Source organism: Paenibacillus qinlingensis (genome assembly GCF_031455095.1).
Classification (GTDB): Bacteria; Bacillota; Bacilli; order Paenibacillales; family NBRC-103111; genus Paenibacillus_E; species Paenibacillus_E qinlingensis_A.
Map to the genome: position 1 here is coordinate 39,817 of NZ_JAVDSB010000003.1, position 19,931 is coordinate 59,747.

12 protein-coding genes are annotated in these 19,931 nt (G+C 45.1%); 9 read left to right on the plus strand and 3 right to left on the minus strand.

All coding sequences use genetic code 11. The features are described 5' to 3' along the window. The first annotated feature begins 616 nt into the window (after window positions 1-616). On the plus strand, window positions 617-4,837 hold the full coding sequence (locus J2736_RS11085; protein ID WP_310226444.1) for a glycoside hydrolase family 9 protein: 4,221 nt from the start codon (window positions 617-619) through the stop codon (window positions 4,835-4,837). A gap of 151 nt (window positions 4,838-4,988) precedes the next feature. Here J2736_RS11085 and J2736_RS11090 read toward each other — a convergent pair whose 3' ends face one another. Next, window positions 4,989-5,408 (minus strand): MarR family winged helix-turn-helix transcriptional regulator, encoded by a 420-nt coding sequence (locus J2736_RS11090; RefSeq protein WP_310226446.1) that lies wholly within the window; start codon window positions 5,406-5,408, stop codon window positions 4,989-4,991. Window positions 5,409-5,612: 204 nt separating this feature from the next. Between J2736_RS11090 and J2736_RS11095 the strand changes: the two genes are divergently transcribed. Both J2736_RS11095 and J2736_RS11100 read left to right on the plus strand, forming a co-directional pair. Then, window positions 5,613-6,068 carry a CBS domain-containing protein gene (locus tag J2736_RS11095; protein WP_397340470.1) on the plus strand — a complete coding sequence of 152 codons (456 nt, stop codon included), beginning with the start codon at window positions 5,613-5,615 and terminating at the stop codon, window positions 6,066-6,068. A gap of 29 nt (window positions 6,069-6,097) precedes the next feature. Beyond that, window positions 6,098-7,933 carry an LTA synthase family protein gene (locus J2736_RS11100; RefSeq protein ID WP_310226448.1) on the plus strand — a complete coding sequence of 612 codons (1,836 nt, stop codon included), beginning with the start codon at window positions 6,098-6,100 and terminating at the stop codon, window positions 7,931-7,933. A gap of 224 nt (window positions 7,934-8,157) precedes the next feature. Here the strand turns inward: J2736_RS11100 and J2736_RS11105 are convergent, their stop codons facing one another. Next, window positions 8,158-8,820 carry a DNA-binding response regulator gene (locus J2736_RS11105; RefSeq protein WP_310226450.1) on the minus strand — a complete coding sequence of 221 codons (663 nt, stop codon included), beginning with the start codon at window positions 8,818-8,820 and terminating at the stop codon, window positions 8,158-8,160. Window positions 8,821-8,971: 151 nt separating this feature from the next. Next, window positions 8,972-9,865 carry an AraC family transcriptional regulator gene (locus J2736_RS11110; RefSeq protein WP_310499097.1) on the minus strand — a complete coding sequence of 298 codons (894 nt, stop codon included), beginning with the start codon at window positions 9,863-9,865 and terminating at the stop codon, window positions 8,972-8,974. 127 nt (window positions 9,866-9,992) lie between these two features. On the opposite strand from J2736_RS11110, the gene J2736_RS11115 reads away from it, so the two are divergent. From J2736_RS11115 to J2736_RS11140, 6 genes are all read left to right on the plus strand, one after another. Further along, window positions 9,993-12,506, plus strand: coding sequence for a glycoside hydrolase family 2 TIM barrel-domain containing protein (locus tag J2736_RS11115; protein WP_310226452.1), 2,514 nt, complete (start codon window positions 9,993-9,995; stop codon window positions 12,504-12,506). 24 nt (window positions 12,507-12,530) lie between these two features. Continuing rightward, the gene (locus J2736_RS11120) at window positions 12,531-13,685 is read left to right on the plus strand and encodes a glycoside hydrolase family 88 protein (RefSeq protein WP_310226454.1); all 1,155 of its coding nucleotides are present in this window, start codon (window positions 12,531-12,533) and stop codon (window positions 13,683-13,685) included. Between the two features lie 126 nt (window positions 13,686-13,811). Beyond that, on the plus strand, window positions 13,812-16,115 hold the full coding sequence (locus tag J2736_RS11125; protein ID WP_310226456.1) for a helix-turn-helix domain-containing protein: 2,304 nt from the start codon (window positions 13,812-13,814) through the stop codon (window positions 16,113-16,115). A 219-nt stretch (window positions 16,116-16,334) separates the two neighbouring features. Further along, window positions 16,335-17,954, plus strand: a complete 1,620-nt coding sequence (locus tag J2736_RS11130; protein ID WP_310226458.1) for an extracellular solute-binding protein — start codon at window positions 16,335-16,337, stop codon at window positions 17,952-17,954. Window positions 17,955-18,030: 76 nt separating this feature from the next. After that, on the plus strand, window positions 18,031-18,999 hold the full coding sequence (locus J2736_RS11135; protein WP_310226460.1) for an ABC transporter permease: 969 nt from the start codon (window positions 18,031-18,033) through the stop codon (window positions 18,997-18,999). A 30-nt stretch (window positions 19,000-19,029) separates the two neighbouring features. After that, on the plus strand, window positions 19,030-19,926 hold the full coding sequence (locus J2736_RS11140; protein ID WP_310226463.1) for a carbohydrate ABC transporter permease: 897 nt from the start codon (window positions 19,030-19,032) through the stop codon (window positions 19,924-19,926). Window positions 19,927-19,931 lie beyond the last annotated feature (5 nt).

Below are 19,931 nucleotides of genomic sequence, written 5' to 3' on the forward strand. Positions count from 1 at the left end.
ATATGATGCTGCCGCCGGGGTGCATGCGCCAAGCTTTTGATTCCGCTGCCGGGTCCGCTAAAAGCTTCTCCTTTGGACGCTGGAATCCCGCGTATAGTCCGATTTCCCCGAACTAAATCGCGGTTTCAGCACGAAAAATGACCAATAGTCCGTTTATGCCGAACTAAATGGCCATTTTTCGTGGGGGACGATTGATTTCGGCGGTTTAGTTGGGCAAATTTGGACTAATTAAGGGAAGAGAGCTTGGGCAGCGGAAATAGTTCGGTAAAATCGGACTGCTGGTGGTTCGGGTGCAGATGTGTCATTGAGTAAGGAGATAGTCCATAAAACCGACTAACTCGGTGGGTAGAGGGCTAAGTGGCAGGAGATAGTCGATAAAACCGACTAACTAAGCGGGTAAGAAGGCCAAGTGGCAGGAGATAGTCGATAAAACCGACTAACTCGGTGGATAGAGAGGCACGTTTGTTCCACCTAATTATGCGCACTTACTCACCGCCCAACATCAACCAGAATCCATCACAAGAAGTCGAGTTTACATCATCGCTCGGCCTGAGGAGGTTAAGTATAATTAGTTTGTAAGCGATTTCACCATACTTTTAGCATGGGAGGAATGTTAATGTCCAGCACCACTCGGATGAAAGGAAGGGTAAGTAAATTTTGGTGTCTTTGCTTAGGGCTGATTCTCGCCTTAAACGCGCTTCTGATCGCGCCAAGCACAAGCTCAGCTGCTGTTACGCCACTGCCAGGTCCAGCAAATCCACTCATGTACGACGACTTCAATGGAGGAGGTCTCTACAAACAGAATTGGACCAACTGGTTTAACCAAGCTGGTGGTACAGGTACTTTTTCCAAGACGACTGTGGATTCACGTCAGGTAGGATTGTTCACTCAAACACCGACTTCGAGTTCTTCGTGGGCCAAATTTCAGCCTATGAATGAGACGGTTGATTTGACGGGCTATCGTTACTTGAATGTCACCATGAAAAATCCGGGTTACGCGAATTCACTTATACGCGTTGTAGTCGGGGACGGAACGACGAATTACAATCTAACCGCTGGCTGGGTTGCGATCCCAACAACATGGACGACAAGTCAATTTGATTTGAACGCTTTGACGCCAGCCCTGAACAAAAAGACAGCTAGGTTTGAAATCTGGCTTCGTCAGTCCGGTGGCACGTATGGGGAGACCCTCATTGATGACATCTTTGCATCGACGGATAGCAGTGGTACCGCACCTACCTTAACGGGCAGTATGACAGCCAACTCGGCGAGTGGCTATAATCAGAATACCTCGTTTACATTTAAAGCAACGTATACGGATGTGGACAACGAGAAGCCATTCGCTATGCAGCTTGTCGTCGACGATACGCTCTACGATATGAGGGAAGAGGATAACGCAGACACCACCTACTCCAATGGCAAAAATTATTACTACATTACGAAACTTCCTGTAGGTTCGCACACCTATTATTTCCGAACGGCCGATTTAACGTCGAATCCCGTATCGACGACAGTCCAGAACGGACCCGTCGTTACGAACTCCGCGCAGGTGATCGATGTCACCGTTAGCCAAGCAGGCTATAATGCCGGTGCATTTAAAAATGCCAAGGTGACATCGCAGCTTGCATTGACGGATCTGTCCTATGTCGTCAAAAATGGCGCTACAGTTGTGAGCACAGGAAATATGACATATGACGGATTTTTCTGGAATAAGCACGTTTATTCCATCGATTTCTCGTCTATCACAGCAAGTGGAACGAATTATTCCATTGTCAGTAACAGCATTTCATCGTTCCCTTTTGCGATTCAACCGAACATTTGGACGAATTACAAGGATGAAATGACAGCGTTCTATCGTATCTTGCGTGCGAGTGTGGCGACGTCGGATGCCTATCCTGCCGGTTATAGCTCGGTAGCACCATCGGCTAATATTTTCCATGCGGCTGGCCATTTAGACGATGCACAATCAGCGGATGGATTGACGCATTATGACTTAACGGGCAGCTGGTATGATGCGGGAGATTACGGTAAATACGGAGGCAATCAGTGGGTAGGCAGTGAAATTGCCTTAGCTTATATAAGGCATGCCGACGCAGCTAGCTCCAAGTTCGATAATGACACCAACGGCGTGCCTGATCTGGTGGATGAGGCGATCTGGGGCAGTGAGTATTTAGTCAAATTTGCCAATCAACTCGGTGGCGAAATGTATGATCTCAAGAATAACGCAAGCTTCGTTCATCCGGCCAAATCGACGGATAACATCAATGGCACAGCGGATGATCGCAAGCTCTCCGGCTTAGGCGTGGGTGGATCAGCGAAAGCAGCTGGAACGCTTGCAGCAACAGCAAGGGCTATCCGCACGGCAATTACCAAGGGTGATATCGCGCCTGCCAAGGTCACAGCACTCACAACGTTCGCTAACAATTGTGAAGCTGCCGCTGTTGTATTTTACAATTATGTCGTCGCTAATCCGAATGGGCCAGTAGGTTCCTACTCAACGCGTGGCGGCATTCCAAATTCCAAGCTTCTTGCGGATGTTGAGCTCTACCTTTTAACAAATAATGTATCCTACAAAAATGCAGCAACAGCCAATATCAACACACTCACGTTTGCCGATTTGGCCTCAACAAACTATTGGGATATGAGACCGATGTCCTTGGCTGAATTTTACCCTGTGGCTGATTCTGCAACGCAATCTCACATTCAGCAGCTGTTGAAGCAGCAGGTTGACTTCTTCTTGTCCTCAGCAGACGACACACCTTATAGCGTGCTGAACCAATTTAAGAATTTCGGCGTGAATGAGCCACACGTATCTTATCTTGGTGACATGATGCGCTACTATGAACTGTTCCAGGACCCTGCAGCCCTGCGCGCGGTGGAGAAGGGGATGTACTGGGTTTTTGGGGAAAATCCATGGAATATGAGTTGGGTTTCTGGAATTGGATCAGACTTCGTTACATACCCGCATACCCGATTTGACGAAGGTTCGAATTCCAAACTCGGTGCTGGTGTCGTGTTCCCTGGCGCGATGGTCAGTGGTCCCAATATGAAAGATACCAAAGATAAAACAAGTGTCAGCCCGTGGTATGAAGATCGTTCACTGTATCAAGATGATACGAACCAATGGCGTTATAACGAGTTCAGCATTAGTATTCAAGCGGGTCTTCTCTACACGATTATGGGATTAAGCGCGAATGCAACCGCAAGTTCCACTGGAGGAACGACGCCAGCTGTTCTGCCTATTACCTCACCAACGATTGGCGATTATGTTCGCGGTAACGTAACCGTGTTCAGCGGGGCGACAACTGGATTGAGCAACATCCAGTATTCGTCAACAGGTACCACAGGTACATTCCTGCCGATGTCTGTCTCTGGCGCCGTATATGCAGGGACGGTTGATGAAAGTGCATCCGTGGCCTATGCGAATAAACGTGTGGACATCCGAGGCACAGATGCTTCAGGTAAACAAAGTTACAGCTCGACACACTATACGGTTGCTGCACCTCTGCCAGATCCTTCAACTCCACTTCTTTATGATGATTTTGGCGGTGGCGGTATTTGGGGATCGGTTGGAGGAAATGGGGAATGGGTGAACTGGTACACGCAAAATGGGGGGACAGCAGCATTCGAGAAAACAACGTTGGATGGCTTAACGGTTGGTAAATTCTCGCAAACGCCGACCGCCGTTAATTCCAATGCCAAATTCCAACCATGGCATGATTTCGTTGATTTATCTGGCTACCGTTATCTCAATTTCAAGGTCAAGAATCCAAGCCATGCCAACTTGAAAATGAAAATTGAATTAAATGATGGTACACGCACCTATAATTTGACAGGCGGCTGGGTAACGGTTCCTACTACTTGGACAGATTTATCTTATAATTTGGACGCCCTTACACCTATCATAAATAAAAAGAAAACGACCATGTCGATCTGGTTGAACCAAACCGCTGTAGGCTATGGTGAAATGTTTATGGATGAGATTAAAGCTACGAATGTTGCGAGTGGAACAGCGCCGACGCTTAGTGCGATTAGTGTAGATCAAGCTACAGGTGATGCAGCGACTAACTTTACATTCAATACCACATACACGGACGCGCAAAATGAGAAACCATTCGCCATGGAGCTTATCTTGGATGGCATCGTTCGTCAAATGGAAGCTGTGGATCCGACCGATGTTACTTACAGTGACGGTAAAGCTTATAAATATACAACCAAATTGCCGGTAGGTAACCATTCTTATTATTTCCATACGACGGATACCACTTCAAATGCGGTAAGTAGTGCGGTTCAAACAGGGCCATCCGTTACGCAGCAATTGCTTTTCAATGATTTTAATAACGGCTTAGCCACCGGTTGGACACCTACGAGCGGAACTTGGTCTGTACAATCGTCACAGTACAGCGGGCAAGCGAGCAGCGCTAGCAGCTTCTCGGTTGCAGGAGATTCTACATGGACCGACTACACGCTTGAAGCGAAGGTCAACATTACCAACAACACTAACGGCAACAAGGATGCAGGTTTATTGGTTCGCTACACTGACGTTGATAACTACTACTTACTGCTCTTGAAGAACAATGATAGAACCGGCAGAAAGATGGAGTTAATCAAATCAGTTGCTGGCGTCAAGACCGTATTGGGCTTCACGAATCCTAGTATTGCTGCGGATACCTATTACACGTACAAAATTGCTTTAAATGGCAGTACCATAACTGTCTACAAAGATGGTGTACAGCAGTTCAGTGTAATAGATACGTCTCTCGCTAGCGGGAAGATCGGAGCGCGGACGTATGCGAATACAAAAGCCTATTTTGATGATGTGCTGGTGACAAAATAAATAATAGCTATGCAGCTTCCAGTCATGTGACTGGAGGCTTTTTCGTAACTAAAAGAAAAACCGCCCTGCGAGACGCGCAAGACGGTGCCGAAAACAAATTTCTGGAAACCAAAGGAATGATTTTACGTAAGAGGAGATATCCCTACAATTATTAGGGGGTAGAGTTAAATTTATGAAGCAATTCACCGAACCTTATCTGATCTTCCGAAGTCCAATCTTGCAAATGCTTTGTTAAATAGGCTAAGCGTAATTGTTTATTTAACGCCAATTCCGCTATGCCGCTTTCTGTAATTTGCAGGGAATACGCGCGACCGTCTTGGGGATCGGGTATTCGAAACACATAGCCTTTTTGCTCCAGGGCGGCTGTTTGTCTGCTAATGGTCGACATATCGAGATGGAATTCCTCGGCTAATGCTTTGACACCGGCGGACCCATGAGAGGAAATTTGATGGAGCAATAAGTAGGCTGCACGATCCAAATTACCGACTTTTTTATTGGTAGTTGCGGCTATAAAACGGCGTATAAATACGGCTAATTCAATCTCAATGGATTCAATGGGAGTTTTTGTCATTGTGTGTACCTCGTATTTAGGTGTTTTCATTCATTTATGCTTGTATCGTAACACACAGCGAATGATTTGAATATGTTCCAAATAGGAGTAAACGACTTTATATAAGGATTGACTTCACTCGACATAGTTGTATAATGCAAGTATATAGTGTCATGATACTTCTTCTTTCAACAGAAGGCAATAGCAGACGGGAGTGGGCACAATTTGAAGGCAAAGGAAATTATGGTTCGCCAAGTTTATAAGGTAAAAGAGGAAGACACGGTTCGCGCGGTTATTGAGAAGTTTCTCAGTCATCGGATTAGCGGACTTCCTGTCGTGAACGATCGGAATGAAGTCGTTGCCTATATTAGTGACGGAGATATTATGCGATATATCGGCAAACACGACGATTATATTTTTGGGTCGTATCTGTACACCGCTGTGATCAAAGGTGATAATAATGAGTTTCAAGATAGAGTGCGCAACTTGCTGCCTTTGAATGTGATGAAAATAGCTCAAAAGAAAGTGATTGCTGTAGATGCTGAAGAGGATATTGAGCAAATCGCGGCGATATTGGGTAAGAAACGGATAAAGAAGTTACCTGTTCTTAACCGTGGTGTACTCGTAGGAATCATTAGTAGAGGAGATGTAATTCGACATTCCTTCCAGTCCATATTATGACCATGTTATAAATGAAAGGAGCTATCTGTATGTTGGAAAAGCTCAGACATCGCTTGTTTTTATTTCCATTATTTATTGTTATTAAAATTTATGTCGCTTGGATGATTTTATTTGAAACAGGTCCATCGGCGAGGATTCTGTTAACAGAAATTCCAGCAATTTTGATCACATATTGTGTGATTGAGTACGTTGTGAAGAAGCATAAGCTCGCTTGGTATTTGGCTGTTGATCTGATTATTACCGTTTTGTTTTTTGCACTCGTTATCTATTATAAACATTTCGGCGTTATCGCGACGTACCACGTTTTAACCCAAGCCAAGCAAGTAGGCGCAGTCCAGAAGAGTATTTTCTCTGTTATCGAACCCCAGTATCTGCTGTTCTTCTTGGACATTGTCATTGTGGGACTCTTTGCATTCATGAAACCTAAAACAAGAGAATGGAAGCCGCTTAGCATGAAAATCGTTGCTAGTGTCGCTTGCTTCTCTTTACTACTTTGTGCACTTAGTGTGATTCCTAACCGCAGTTCCTTTAATGAAAATGTAAAAGCAAGCAAAATGGGCATCTTAAATTATGAAATGTACAATTTGCTTTCTCAGAAGAAAGAAGAAATAATTAGTCCCGATCTGATTACTCAGACAGCGATTGATAGCTTAAAGAATAAAGCAGTCGTTGAACAGCCCGTCTTGCACGGCGCGGCGAGCGGGAAGAATTTGATCATCATTCAAATGGAATCTTTTCAGAACTTTATCATCGGATTGCATATTGATGGAAAAGAAATTACGCCGAATTTGAATCGGTTGGCTGGGTCCAGCTATTATTTCCCGAAATTTTATCAGCAAATTGGTCAAGGGAACACGTCAGATGCTGAGTTCATCGTGAACACGTCATATTATGTACCTCCGGATGGCGCGGCTACACAAGTCTATGGGAAAAAGGATTTACCTAGCCTTCCTAAGCTCCTTCAGAAGAAAGGCTACACGACGATGAATTTCCATACGAATGAAGTTGGATTCTGGAATCGGGATGATTTATATCAGGCCATTGGTTACGATCGGTACTATGATAAGCAATACTTCAAAGATGAGGATGCGTTCTTCTATGGCTCGTCCGATGAAGTGTTGTACAGGAAGACGGCCGAGGAATTAGCTGGCTATCAAAAGCAAGGAACACCATTTTACGCACATGTCATCTCTATGAGTTCTCACAACCCGTTCACGATACCGGAAGAAAAGTATAAGATGACATTGCCTGAGCGTTACGAGGGCACCTTTGTAGGCGATTATATACGCGCAGAAAATTATGCGGATTATGCACTTGGTTTGTTTATCGATGATTTGAAAAAGCGGGGCATATGGGAGAACAGTGTCGTGGTTCTCTACGGCGATCACCGCGGCCTTCCTTTATTTTCTTTGAAAGCTGACGACAAAGCGCTGATGACGGAGATTCTTGGTCATGAATACGGCGAAAAAGAACTCATCAATATTCCTCTTATTATCGCGTCCGAAGGCGTGACCACGCCTCAATTGAAAATGCAGTTAGGTGGTCAAGTTGATATTTTACCTACGGTTGCTAACCTTTTGGGTGTATCGTTGACTGACTACATTCACTTTGGTCAAGATTTGCTTAATCAGACGTCCTACAATTTATTGCCCCAACGTTACTACCTGCCGACAGGCTCGTTTGTAAACAACGAAGAACTCTTTATGTCAGGCAAGGGGTTCGAGGATGGCAATTATTTTACACTTGCCGGCAACGCCACCGAGCATCAATCGGCGACGGAAGACGAGTTTAATCACTCGTTGAAGCTGCTGCAATTGTCAGATAGCTTTGTGAGCCAGCTCCCTGATCGACCGGAGCCTGAGTAACCTATATGTATACGATTCACTCAAGCCCAAGATAAGATGATGCCATCAGATGCCATCATCTTATCTTGGGCTTTTTGCTATTCTCGCGGGAAATAGAGTGATGGCGTAACGCTAAAGCGTTCAATTCGTGAGGAACCACCCATTTATGGAGTTAATAGCGTTATGGCATAACCTTAATATGCAGCTGTGGCGGCTTTGGAGCGGAATTGCGTTGTACGATAACGTTATATGTAGTGATGCATGGCCTTGTTACCTAAACGGTAGGTACGAATGCGATTAGAGCCTGATGCGGGAAGCAGCAACTCAGATTGGACCAATTCGTGAAGTAATTTTCGAGCATGCTGTCCCTTAATGGCAAGGAGCTCGCATACCTCTTGAGGCATGAAAGGTCTCTGTATTTGTGTGGCAAAACGAAGAATTTCCCGCTGCTTTAATGAAAGTTTCACATCAGTAGTAACACCCCCACCACCGTAAAGTTTTCCTAACACTTGCTGGATGAATTGCTGACAACGTCGTGGTTTCTCTTTGATGGCATCCAGTGGTAAACGATATATCTGCCAGCCGTCTAGCATTAATTGGTTTTGTCTTTCGCGCTCGTATTCAAAACTTCGACGGGTCACCTGTTTGCCATGCGAGCTGAAATCGTCCACTTCCCAATTGATTAAATAGGGAGGTCTGATATAGGCGAAGTCTAAATAGAAGAATCCGTCCCGAAAATTGGTAACCTCATACTCGGCATGCAAAAAGTCTAAGTTGCCTACGGCAGGCAACCATAAATCATGTACAAATAACTTCTCATTGTGCGCATGTCCTTCATTTAAACGACGTAGAGCTTCACCCGTAAGACTTTTCCTCTGTTTGTCCAACCATGCCTCGTATATATCCAAGAACATTCCCCCCTCACTTAAGAACAAAAAAACACCGCGCCTTCCCCGAATAGGGAGGGAGCGGTGTGCTTCACACGCGTCGATATGATAATTCCTACTATAGAAGAAAAGCAACTTTTTGTCACTAACTTTGAAAAAAAGTAACGTTGTCTCATTCTATGAAAATCGTATACGCACTCATCCCCTTGAATTTGTAAGGTGTGAACCCCACATGCTTCTTAAAGAGTTGGCAGAAGTACGAGAAGTTACCTAATCCGACGGACTCCCCGATATCTTGAACGGACATATCCGTCGTGCGCAGCAGCCAACAGGCTTGTCGGATCCGGCGGGCCGTCAAGTACTCGGTTATCGTGCTGCCAATAGATTGATGAAAGGTGGCAGATACATGGTTTGGTGTTAGGTGAACCGCCGAGGCTAACTCGTCCAGTTTGAAAGGCTCCATGTAATGGGCCTCGATCCACGCAAGCATTCGCTCGGCGGTTGACGAGTTTTTGGGCGTAGGCAGGGGAACAGAATCAGACTGTGAGAAAGCAGCTTTATCCGAGTCCGTGCGCAGCTGGTGCACGAAGGCTGTTAGGAAGAGCAACTGTTCTTCCAACAGTCGCTCTGGCCCTCGATCTTTGGCGGCATCAAGCCTGAGTCTATAGCTGCGAAACATCGCTTCAAGTGCCGAAAGATCATCGCTTCGGAATGCTTGCGGCACGAGCGGCTCCTTCCAGAGCTTTCGTAGAAAATCGCGAAGAGCTGGGAAGGCAGAGAGTGCTGCCTCAAGAACAACAGGCTCAAGTACGAAAAGCGATCGGATGTAGCGATCCTGAGGCAGATTATGAATTCGAATGCGATGCAGCTGAAACGGTCTGAAGCAGATAATCGTGCCAGGCTGCAGCTCGACAATTTGTTGTTCTATTACGACAAACCCAGTGCCTTCGTGGACGACGAGAAGCTCCATACCCTGATGGGCATGAAACACTTCCTCAAATGAGTTTGTCCGATCTTTAAAAAACGATAATTGCACAGGATGCACATTTAAGTTTAAGTAATTCATTAGCTTCAAGGGGGAATCACCTCATCGTATTCTAACAACATTTTATCATAAGAGGGCTAAACTTTTTTAGCCTTTTTTTTGATACGATGGAGACAAGTGAAAGCGCAACTAGGAGGAGTCATTTTACATGTTGAAGCAACGTTTAATAGAGCAATGGGAGCACTATCGCGGATCCTTAGGCGGGGTTTGGGAGGTATGGCGTTCAGACAAGCTGCAAAATCATTATAATGTGCCGTGGGAATCGGTTACGCTTCCACACACGTATAACGGATATGATGTGATGGATCCCGATCATAAATATTATCAAGGACAAGGTTGGTACCGGAACAAGCTGGAGGTAAATAATCCTTATCCGAAGGGCAGAACACTGCTGCATTTTGAAGGGGCAGGGCAGCGCACGGATGTATATGTCTACACGGAAAAGGTGGATTCCCATCTAGGCGGGTATGACGAGTTTACGGTTGATATTTCCGAAGCGGTTGAGCGAGCCCATGGCATAGTACGGTATGCAGGGCTTGTGCCTGTCGCAATCGGATGTGATAACAGCCGAGAGCTGGAGACGATTCCTTCGGATGCGAGTGATTTTAATCTATATGGCGGTGTATATCGCTATTTGAACCTCGTCTATGTGCCGCAGATTTCCTTGGCTCAAGTTCATGTGGAATCTCAACTAGAAGACGTTTCTGCGCAAACACCAAGAAGTGGGAAAGTCAGTGTACGTGCGAAGTTGTACAATCCGGATCAGCTGGCTGAGACGATCAAACTCTCCATTGTGCTGAAGCAGCAGGATGGGGCGATTGTTGGGCAAACAGAGCTATCGTTGCCAACTTGGCAGGATGAGCAGGAGATTGCGGTCTTCTATGTGCAGGATCCACATTTGTGGTCAGTTTCAGATCCTTATTTATTCGACTGCTCCGTCGTCCTCCAATGTGAGGATGGCGAAACGACAAGTCAAGAACGGTTCGGCTTCCGGACATTTGAATTTGTGAAACAAGGTCCGTTTAAGCTCAACGGCGAGCGTCTCTTGCTGCGCGGTACACACCGTCATGAAGATCATGCAGCAGTTGGGGCAGCGATGACGGAAGCGATGATTCGTGAAGAAATGCAGCTGATCAAGGACATGGGGGCTAATTTCATACGCCTCGGGCATTATCAGCAGTCGCGTATTGTTCTAGATTTATGCGATGAGTTAGGGATTCTCGTTTGGGAAGAAATCCCTTGGTGCCGGGGCGGTCTAGGCGGTCCAGCGTATCGCGAGCAATGTATCGATATGCTTTCGGCGATGATTGCACAGCATTATAACCATCCATCCGTTATTTTATGGGGATTGGGCAACGAGAACGATTGGGAGTGCGATTTTGATCATTTCGATCAGCAAGAAATTCGCACTTTTATGAAAGAGCTGCATGACCTGTCGCATCAACTGGACCCAAGTCGATTAACGGCGATTCGTCGATGTGAATTTTGTAAGGATATTATCGATGTGTACTCCCCTTCTATTTGGGCAGGATGGTATCGTGGCGTCTATACCGACTATGAATCAAGCTGTCAGACCGCGTTTGAGAATGTGGACTCGTTCTTCCACATGGAGTGGGGCGCGGACAATTTGCCAACTCGGCATGTGGAGAAACCGTTCACGGGCTTTGCTTTTATGACAAATACGGATGGCGTCACGGATGAGCGTGATGGGGATTACTTGTTAACGGGTGGCGAACCTCGCGTATCGCGTGATGGGGATTGGTCGGAAACGTATTTCTGTGAAATGATCGACTGGTATTTGAAATCGCAGGAGAAGATGGATTGGCTGACAGGTGCAGCGCAGTGGTCATTCAAAGATTTCGCAACACCAGTTCGGCCGGATTCTCCAATTCCATATTTGAATATGAAAGGGATCGTCGAGCGCGATCTGACACCGAAGGAAGCCTTTTATGTGTTCCAATCCTACTGGTCAGACAAGCCGATGGTTCGTATCTACGGGCATACAATGCCAACTCGCTGGGGCATAGAGGGCGAACGTAAGCTTATCAAGGTGTACTCGAACGCGGCACAGGTTGAGCTTTTCCTCAACGGAGTGAGCTTGGGCGTGAAGAAACGTGATTCACAAGACTTCCCTTGCGCAGGTCTTCGTTGGGAAACGGCGTTGACAGCGGGTGTATATCATCTGCGTGCTGAGGCCATCGTGGAAGGCGAGGTTGTCAGCGACGAGCTGCAATTTACCTATCAATCGGACACATGGGGGGAGCCTGCCGAGATCCAACTAACGACGGAAACCTTAGCGGATGGACGTGTGTATGCAGAAGTACGGGCTTATGATGCAAATGGCATCTTTTGCCCCGATTCAGCTTTATTTGTTCGATTTGGATTAGCTGGAGATGGGAAACTCCTTGATAATCTTGGTACAATTCGTGGTTCAAGACAGGTTCAGCTCGCCAGTGGTCGTGCAGGAATTTTCTTAGACCCTACGGGAGGCTTACCTGCTGGCATAACGATCACGGATTTCGTGAGTGCAGGTGGCCCAGCATCCTCTTTGGCCTCCCAATCCAAAGGTGATCGTGTTGCACAGCGGAGATATACATCAGTCATTAGTGCTGCATGTGAAGGGATGTCTACCGTAACAGCAATCATAGAAGTTGTGAAGTAAACCCACTTTGAGGAGGATTTTAAGATGAGTGAACTTAAAAACGCCGTAAACTGGCAGAACGCACAGAAGCTTGGGGATATTTTGCCTGATGTCTGGAAAGAGCTTCAAGTGAAGGTTGATCGCATGATCGAGCAAATCGGGGACAAATCCCCGCACGTAGCCAAAGAAGACGGTATCTATGACGATATGCGGGTTGATTGGTGGACTTCAGGCTTCTGGCCAGGAATTCTATGGATTATGCATGAGATGACAGGCAAAGAACACTACAAGGAAGCAGCTTGGGAGTGGGATGGTAAGTTCGAGCAAAAAAGTATTCAAGATCATAATTTCCATCATGACGTCGGTTTCCAATACTTGCCGACAGCAGTGATTAAACATAAGCTGACTGGGGATACAGATGGTTTGCGGCGCGGCCTTCAAGCAGCTAATTTCTTGGCGGGTCGTTTCAATATGGCAGGTAACTTCCTTCGCGCTTGGAACCAAGATAAGCATGGTTGGGCGATTGTTGATTCCACGATGAATTTGTCTATTTTATTCTGGGCAGCAGAAACGACAGGAGATCCGCGCTTTGAACATATTGGAAGAGCGCATGCCGATACGGTTGTGGAGAAGTTCATCCGGGAAGACGGCTCCGTTAATCATATCCTGAGTTTCGATCCGCAGACAGGTGAGCTTATCGAATCGCTTGGCGGTCAAGGATTCGGGCCACAATCGGCTTGGAGCCGAGGAGCATCGTGGGCTTTGCATGGCTTAGCCAATGTATACCGCTTTACGGGAGACGCGAAGTATTTAAAAGCTGCACAGCGCGTAGCGAACTACTTCTTGGCTTGTCTGCCAGAGGATGGCGTAGCGCATTGGGACTTCCGCGCAGACGAGTCGCTGGATAACGAGCCAAGAGATACATCTGCAGCTACCTGTGCTGCTTCCGGATTAATTGAATTAGCTGCCTTCCTGCCGCCATCCGAAGGTGCGGTCTACCGTAATGCGGCTGAACGTACGCTATTGTCACTTACGCAGAAGTATGCGACATGGGATAAGCCAGAGCATCAAGCTATTCTACTGGAAGGTACAGGGCATAAGCCAGCTGGCCAGAACGTGAACGTTTCGCTCATTTATGGAGATTACTATTATGTTGAGGCTTTAGCTAAATTGTTAGGCTGGAAGCAACGGATATTCTAATTTGGGTAGTCAGTTATCTCAACACCACTTTTCTTTTTCAATAAGGGAAAGCGGTGTTTCTTTTTGCTTTTCGTGTATAATGAATTGAAATCAATTCCATGCGAACACGGGGGACTAGCTGTGACAATGAAAAACTTACGATTCAGCAAACGGAGTGTCATGGTGAATTGGCTCATATCCTACATGTCTGTACTGCTCGTTCCAATCCTGATCAGCGGCATTATTTATACGGCAACTTGGCATGTGATTGAATCGGAAGTTAATCGCGCCAATGAATCGCTGCTCAAACAGATTGAGCAAGCGATTGACAGTAATTTGGCTGGTATCGAACGCTTAAGTGTTGAGATGGCGCTAAGCAAACGTCTTGCAGGATTCATTACGGTATCCAAACCGTTGAAGGATGAGCAATATTATGACGTCGTTGAAATTGTTGATGATCTGCGCAAATACAAAGTAGCCAACGATTATATCGATCAAATTTATGTGTATTACAAAAATAGTGATACGGTCGTCTCCACACGCGATCATATCAACAGCCGCCAATTATATGATAGAGTTCGGACTCGCGAAGACATGAGCTATGAGGAATGGCAAGCTACTTTTGATAAAAGATATATTCAAGAGTACTCACCAGTGACGATTCGTGAAGATGGACAAGCGGTGAAAGCCGTGATGTATGCCAAATCAATCATTCTCGATACACCAGAACAGCCAGGTGCAATTATCTTATTTACGATTAAAGATTCGAAACTGCTTGAGAATATCATGCCAGCGAATCATTCGTCTATCGCGGTACTCGACCGCCAGAATCGCTTAATTGCTTCAACGGGATTAGATAAAGATCCAGATTTTCTATCTCTCGATAAGCTCACAAGTGAGAACGGTTTCTTTTATGATAAATTGATAGACAAACAGTATGCGGTTTCATATACAACTTCGAATAGAGCCGGCTGGAAATACATTTCGATGATGCCTGCGGATCTTTTTGATGAAAAAATGAAGTATGTCAAAAACCTGATCTCGATCAGTATCGCGCTCAGTCTCCTGATTGGCGGCATTGTCACATTTTTGATGCTCAAACGTAATTATGATCCGATAAGCAAGCTGATTCGAAGTTTATCTACGCGATCTAGCATTTCTTTCAAGGAAGGCTCTAATGAGTATGGTTATTTGCAAGCAGCGCTGAATGATACCTTTACGGAGAAGGAGCAAATCGGTCAACGCCTGGAGCAGCATCGGGACACGATTCGTTCCCATTTCCTCCAAGGCTTACTAAAAGGCTCACTAGAACGTAATGTACCTGTGCATGAATCACTTGCGGTTCATAATATGAAGCTGGAGACTTCCCATTTTGCTGTATTACTGTTTCAAGTTGATCATTATGGCAAATTGGAGTCCACTGAGTTTGCTTTCGCCGAGAAGATCAAGCATGTTCAGTTTATTATTATGAATGTCGCAGAGGAAGTTGTTGGCATTGGGCACCAAGCCTTTTCAACGGAGTTAGACAATCTACAAGCGTGTATCATTAATTTTAAAAAGAACCCTGAATCGGATGAGGTACAAGATATCGCCGAACAAGTGAAAGCGTTCATGTTGGAGCATTTTCATGTGCATTTGACCATCGCTATTAGCCGTATTCATCAAGACTTGTCTGGCATCCCAGTTGCTTATCAGGAAGCACTTTCGGCACTTGAATATCGCATGGTGATGGGAAGCGGCGAAATTATTCGCTATAGTGATTTGCCGGATGCGGAAACGGAACGGGAATCGAGCTATTATTATCCCTTGCATGTGGAACAGCAGCTCATCAATTTTGTGAAAACGGGTGACTACGATCAGTCGAAAGCGATGATTGATGAGATTATCGAAATCAACGTATCCAGTGCATCCTTATCGGTACCTCTGGCGAAATGCTTGATGTTCGATCTTATTTCTACCATGCTCAAAACCATTGATGAAATCGGCGCAAGCAATAAGCGGGAATTCATGAATCAGGTTAACCCGATTGACCGTTTAACGGCGTGTACGACGATTAAAGATATGAGAGTGCAGATCAGCGATGTGCTGAAGCAAGTATGTCAATCTATTCAAGAAGAACGCAAGCAAGATCATAATCAACTCAGTCAACAAATCATTACCTATGTGAAAGAGAACTTCAGTTCCACGGATTTAAATATTACGATGATCGGGGATGTGTTCAACTTAACCCCGTCCTATTTATCAAAGCAATTTAAAGCTCAGACTGGTGAAGCCTTGCTCGAACACATTAACAAGACGCGGATTGAAGAAGCGAAAAAGCTTTTAGCGGTACAATCGACCTCTATCGTGGACATTGCTAGACGAGTGGGTTATGAGGATATCAATAGGTTCAATCGTATTTTCAAGAAATATGAAGGAATTACACCAGGGAAATACAAAGACTTTGTATAGCCTGGCTAGGGAAGTTGCCACCATTTGTGTGGCTTTTTCTCTTTTTGCACGTGAGTTCCAATTTTAAAGATGTGAAAATACAGATTTTGATGATGGTTTTCTGTTTTTGATGATACCCAAACAGCGCTTTACTTCGCATAATAACGTTATCGGTGCACTACACCAGACAGTGTGAGCTGCATGAGCAAGTAGGAATACGCAATCACGAGGGGGATATCTATGAAAAAGCAGATGAAGACAATTGGAACGACACTCTCCATTATCTTGGCAACAACAAGCTTGTTAGCTGCATGTTCGAAAGAAGAAGCAAGCAGCACACCGAAAGCAACATCGTCATCCGCACCAGCGGTTCAAGCAGCGAAGTATCCAATTGCAAGCGCAGGAACGATCAGCTCATGGGAAGAAATTAATCCGAACATCACATCCATTGTACCTAATTTAGGCGAATCGGCATTTGGTAAACAGTTAGAGAAAGAAACCGGCGTTAAAGTGAAATATACGCACCCTGCTGACGGTCAGAAGAAGGAGCAATTCAATCTCTTGATTGCCTCCAATAATTTAACAGATGTCATTGAGTATGATTGGAACAAAGAATACCCTGGCGGACCTGAGAAGGCAATCGCGGATAAAATGATTATTCCTTTGAACGAACTGATTGATAAGTTCGCACCGAATTTGAAGAAGCTTTTACAACAAGATAAAGAGCTGGATAAAATGCTGAAGACGGATAGCGGCAAATACTATGTATTCCCGATGATTCGTCCAGAAAATGGGCTTGTATTCCGTGGTCCTATTCTTCGTAAAGATTGGTTGGATGAATTGAGTTTACCAGTTCCAACGACAATCGATGAATGGTATACCGTATTGAAAGCGTTTAAGGAAAAGAAAGGGGCTACAGCTCCGTTCACTGCGCAATACAGTACAGGCAGCGAGCTCAACATCCAGGATGCGTTCATTGGTGCTTTCAAAACAGCGAATCGCTACTACATTGACGATCAAGGAAAAGTAAAATACGGTCCGATTGACCCGCAGTTCAAAGAAGTTTTAACCCTTTTCCGCAAATGGTATGCAGAAGGCCTGATTGATAAAGATTTTGCCCTGAATACGGATTCGAAATCGCTCGATAACAAGATGCTTAGCAATGCATCTGGTTCAACGGTCGGACTGCTTAGCGTCATTGGCCGCTGGATGGATACGGCGAAGAAGAAAGAGCCGAACTACCATCTCGTCGCAGCACCTTATCCAACCTTGAAGAAAGGTGAGCGTGCTTTTATCGGGCAACGTGATTTCAAATACAATCCGTTAGCGAGTAAAGCCGTTACGACAGCTGCGAAGGATCCAGAACTCGCAGTGAAGTGGCTGGATTACGCTTACAGTGAAAAAGGGGCTACGCTCTTTAACTTCGGTATCGAAGGCGAAAGCTTCAATCTCGTGAGTGGTGTACCAACGTGGTCTGACAAAATTACGAAGGATCCTAAATTGAACTTACAGCAAATGGTATCGCAATATACGAAGCCGAACGGGCCGTTCTTGGGTGATTCCAGAAAGAATTTCAACACGTATCCTGAGCAAAACGATGCTATGAAAATATGGGCTGAGACGGATGCTGTTAAGCACGTCATGCCGACTTTCATTACACCGACGGTAGAGGAAAGTAAGGAAATTGCCAAACTTAACACCGCTATTAGCTCTTACAAAGAAGAAATGTTCATTAAATTCGTTATGGGCAAAGAGCCTATCGATAAATTTGACGAGTACGTGAAGCGCATTCAAGAAATGGGAAGCGACAAAGTGCTCAAAATTTATCAAGATGCTTTCGATCGTTACAATAAGCGCTAAGAATAGGACAGAGAACGTGTCGGCCACCCGCTGGCACGTTTATCTGTAAGAAGACTGTTGAAGGGTGGACTATGATATGGAAGCAATCAAACATGAATCGACACCTGTTTTCTTAGCCAGTAAGGGGAAGAAAGCGGGCACCAAACTCGGTCTGATTCTCGATATACGTAAAAATAAATACTTGTATGTGATGCTGTTGCCTGTTTTGCTGTATTACTGTGTGTTTCATTATGCACCGATGTACGGGGCTATCATTGCGTTTAAAGATTTCTCGCCAAGGCTTGGTATTTTGGGCAGCGACTGGGTAGGTTTTGACAATTTTGAAATGTTTTTTTCAGGGCCTTATTTCTGGCGGACGATTAAGAATACGCTTTTAATCAGCTTAAACGAGCTAATTTTCGGCTTTCCGGCTCCGATCATTTTAGCGTTACTGCTCAATGAAGTAAAAAATGCTTTGTTCAAACGCAGTGTTCAAACACTGACGTATATGCCTCACTTTATTTCACTTGTTGTCATTTGTGGCATTTTGAAAGATTTTACATCCAGCGAAGGCGTTATCAATGATTTGATTGCTTGGATGGGTGGAGAACGTGCAACTTTTTTACTTGATGCCGATATGTTTCGTCCAATCTATGTATCTTCCGGTGTTTGGCAGCATATTGGATGGGGCACGATTATTTACTTGGCGGCATTAACAGGAATTGATCAAGAGCAGTATGAGGCAGCACGCATTGACGGCGCAGGCCGCTGGAAGCAGGCTATTCATGTGACGATCCCAGGGATCATGCCGACGATTATTATTTTGCTCATTCTGGAGATGGGGAAAATGATGAATGTAGGCTTTGAGAAAATTATTTTACTATACAATCCAGGTACGTATGAAACAGCGGATGTCATATCCTCTTATGTATACAGGGTAGGGTTGCAAGAGTTTAATTACAGCTTCAGCTCAGCAGTTGGTTTATTCAATTCTGCGATTAATTTTACATTGCTTATTTGTTCCAATTGGATAAGTCGGAAATTAAACAACACGAGTTTATGGTAGGTGGGGAGGAGGATGGATATGGAGCTCAAAATGAAAGCAAAAACGAATGCAATTCGACCATCTATCGGTGAACGAAGTTTTGATTGGAGCAATGCGGTGTTCTTGACGATCCTGATGATCGTGACCATTTATCCGATTATTTACGTGGCATTTGCTTCACTCAGTGATGCAAGTCAGCTCATGGCATATAGTGGCGTTCTGTGGAAACCACTGGGCTTTTCGTTGGAAGCGTACAAGAGTGTATTTGCAAATCCAATGATTATTAAAGGGTATGGGAATACGTTCTTCGTAGTACTTGTTGGTCTTGTTCTCAATATTTTGCTTACCTCACTAGGAGCGTATGCCCTCTCACGCAAAAGCTTGCAGTATCGCAAGCAAATCATGCTGTTCATCGTGTTCACGATGTTTTTCAGCGGGGGGTTAATTCCTTTTTATTTGACGGTCAAAGGGGTCGGACTTAACAATACTCTGTGGGCTATTATTATTCCACATGCGATCAATACCTTTAACCTTATCCTGATGAAAACGGCATTCGAAGCCATTCCTGATGCGTTAGAGGAATCTGCGAAAATTGACGGTGCAAACGATTTTGTCATTCTGTTCCGAATTATTTTGCCATTATCCATGCCGGTCATTGCCGTTATGCTTCTGTACTATGGTGTAAGTCATTGGAATTCTTGGTTCCATGCGATGATCTTCCTTCAGGACCGCACATTATATCCGCTTCAGCTCATCTTACGAGAAATCTTGCTGCAAGGTGAAGCTAGCTCGATGACAGGTGGGGCTTCGGCAGGTGACGTTGCTATGCTGTCTGCGACTTTAAAATATGCGACGATTATAGTGGCTACCGTGCCAATTCTTCTTGTGTATCCGTTCCTGCAGAAATATTTTGTCAAAGGTGCACTGATCGGAGCTATTAAGGGATAGGAGGT

Bases quoted from the DNA above. Each gene is read 5' to 3' on its own strand.
- J2736_RS11090 (WP_310226446.1), bottom strand. From the start codon at position 5,408: ATGACAAAAACTCCCATTGAATCCATTGAGATTGAATTAGCCGTATTT.
- J2736_RS11125 (WP_310226456.1), top strand. From the start codon at position 13,812: ATGAAAAACTTACGATTCAGCAAACGGAGTGTCATGGTGAATTGGCTC.
- J2736_RS11135 (WP_310226460.1), top strand. From the start codon at position 18,031: ATGGAAGCAATCAAACATGAATCGACACCTGTTTTCTTAGCCAGTAAG.
- J2736_RS11100 (WP_310226448.1), top strand. From the start codon at position 6,098: ATGTTGGAAAAGCTCAGACATCGCTTGTTTTTATTTCCATTATTTATT.
- J2736_RS11085 (WP_310226444.1), top strand. From the start codon at position 617: ATGTCCAGCACCACTCGGATGAAAGGAAGGGTAAGTAAATTTTGGTGT.
- J2736_RS11115 (WP_310226452.1), top strand. From the start codon at position 9,993: ATGTTGAAGCAACGTTTAATAGAGCAATGGGAGCACTATCGCGGATCC.
- J2736_RS11140 (WP_310226463.1), top strand. From the start codon at position 19,030: ATGAAAGCAAAAACGAATGCAATTCGACCATCTATCGGTGAACGAAGT.
- J2736_RS11130 (WP_310226458.1), top strand. From the start codon at position 16,335: ATGAAAAAGCAGATGAAGACAATTGGAACGACACTCTCCATTATCTTG.
- J2736_RS11110 (WP_310499097.1), bottom strand. From the start codon at position 9,865: ATGAATTACTTAAACTTAAATGTGCATCCTGTGCAATTATCGTTTTTT.
- J2736_RS11120 (WP_310226454.1), top strand. From the start codon at position 12,531: ATGAGTGAACTTAAAAACGCCGTAAACTGGCAGAACGCACAGAAGCTT.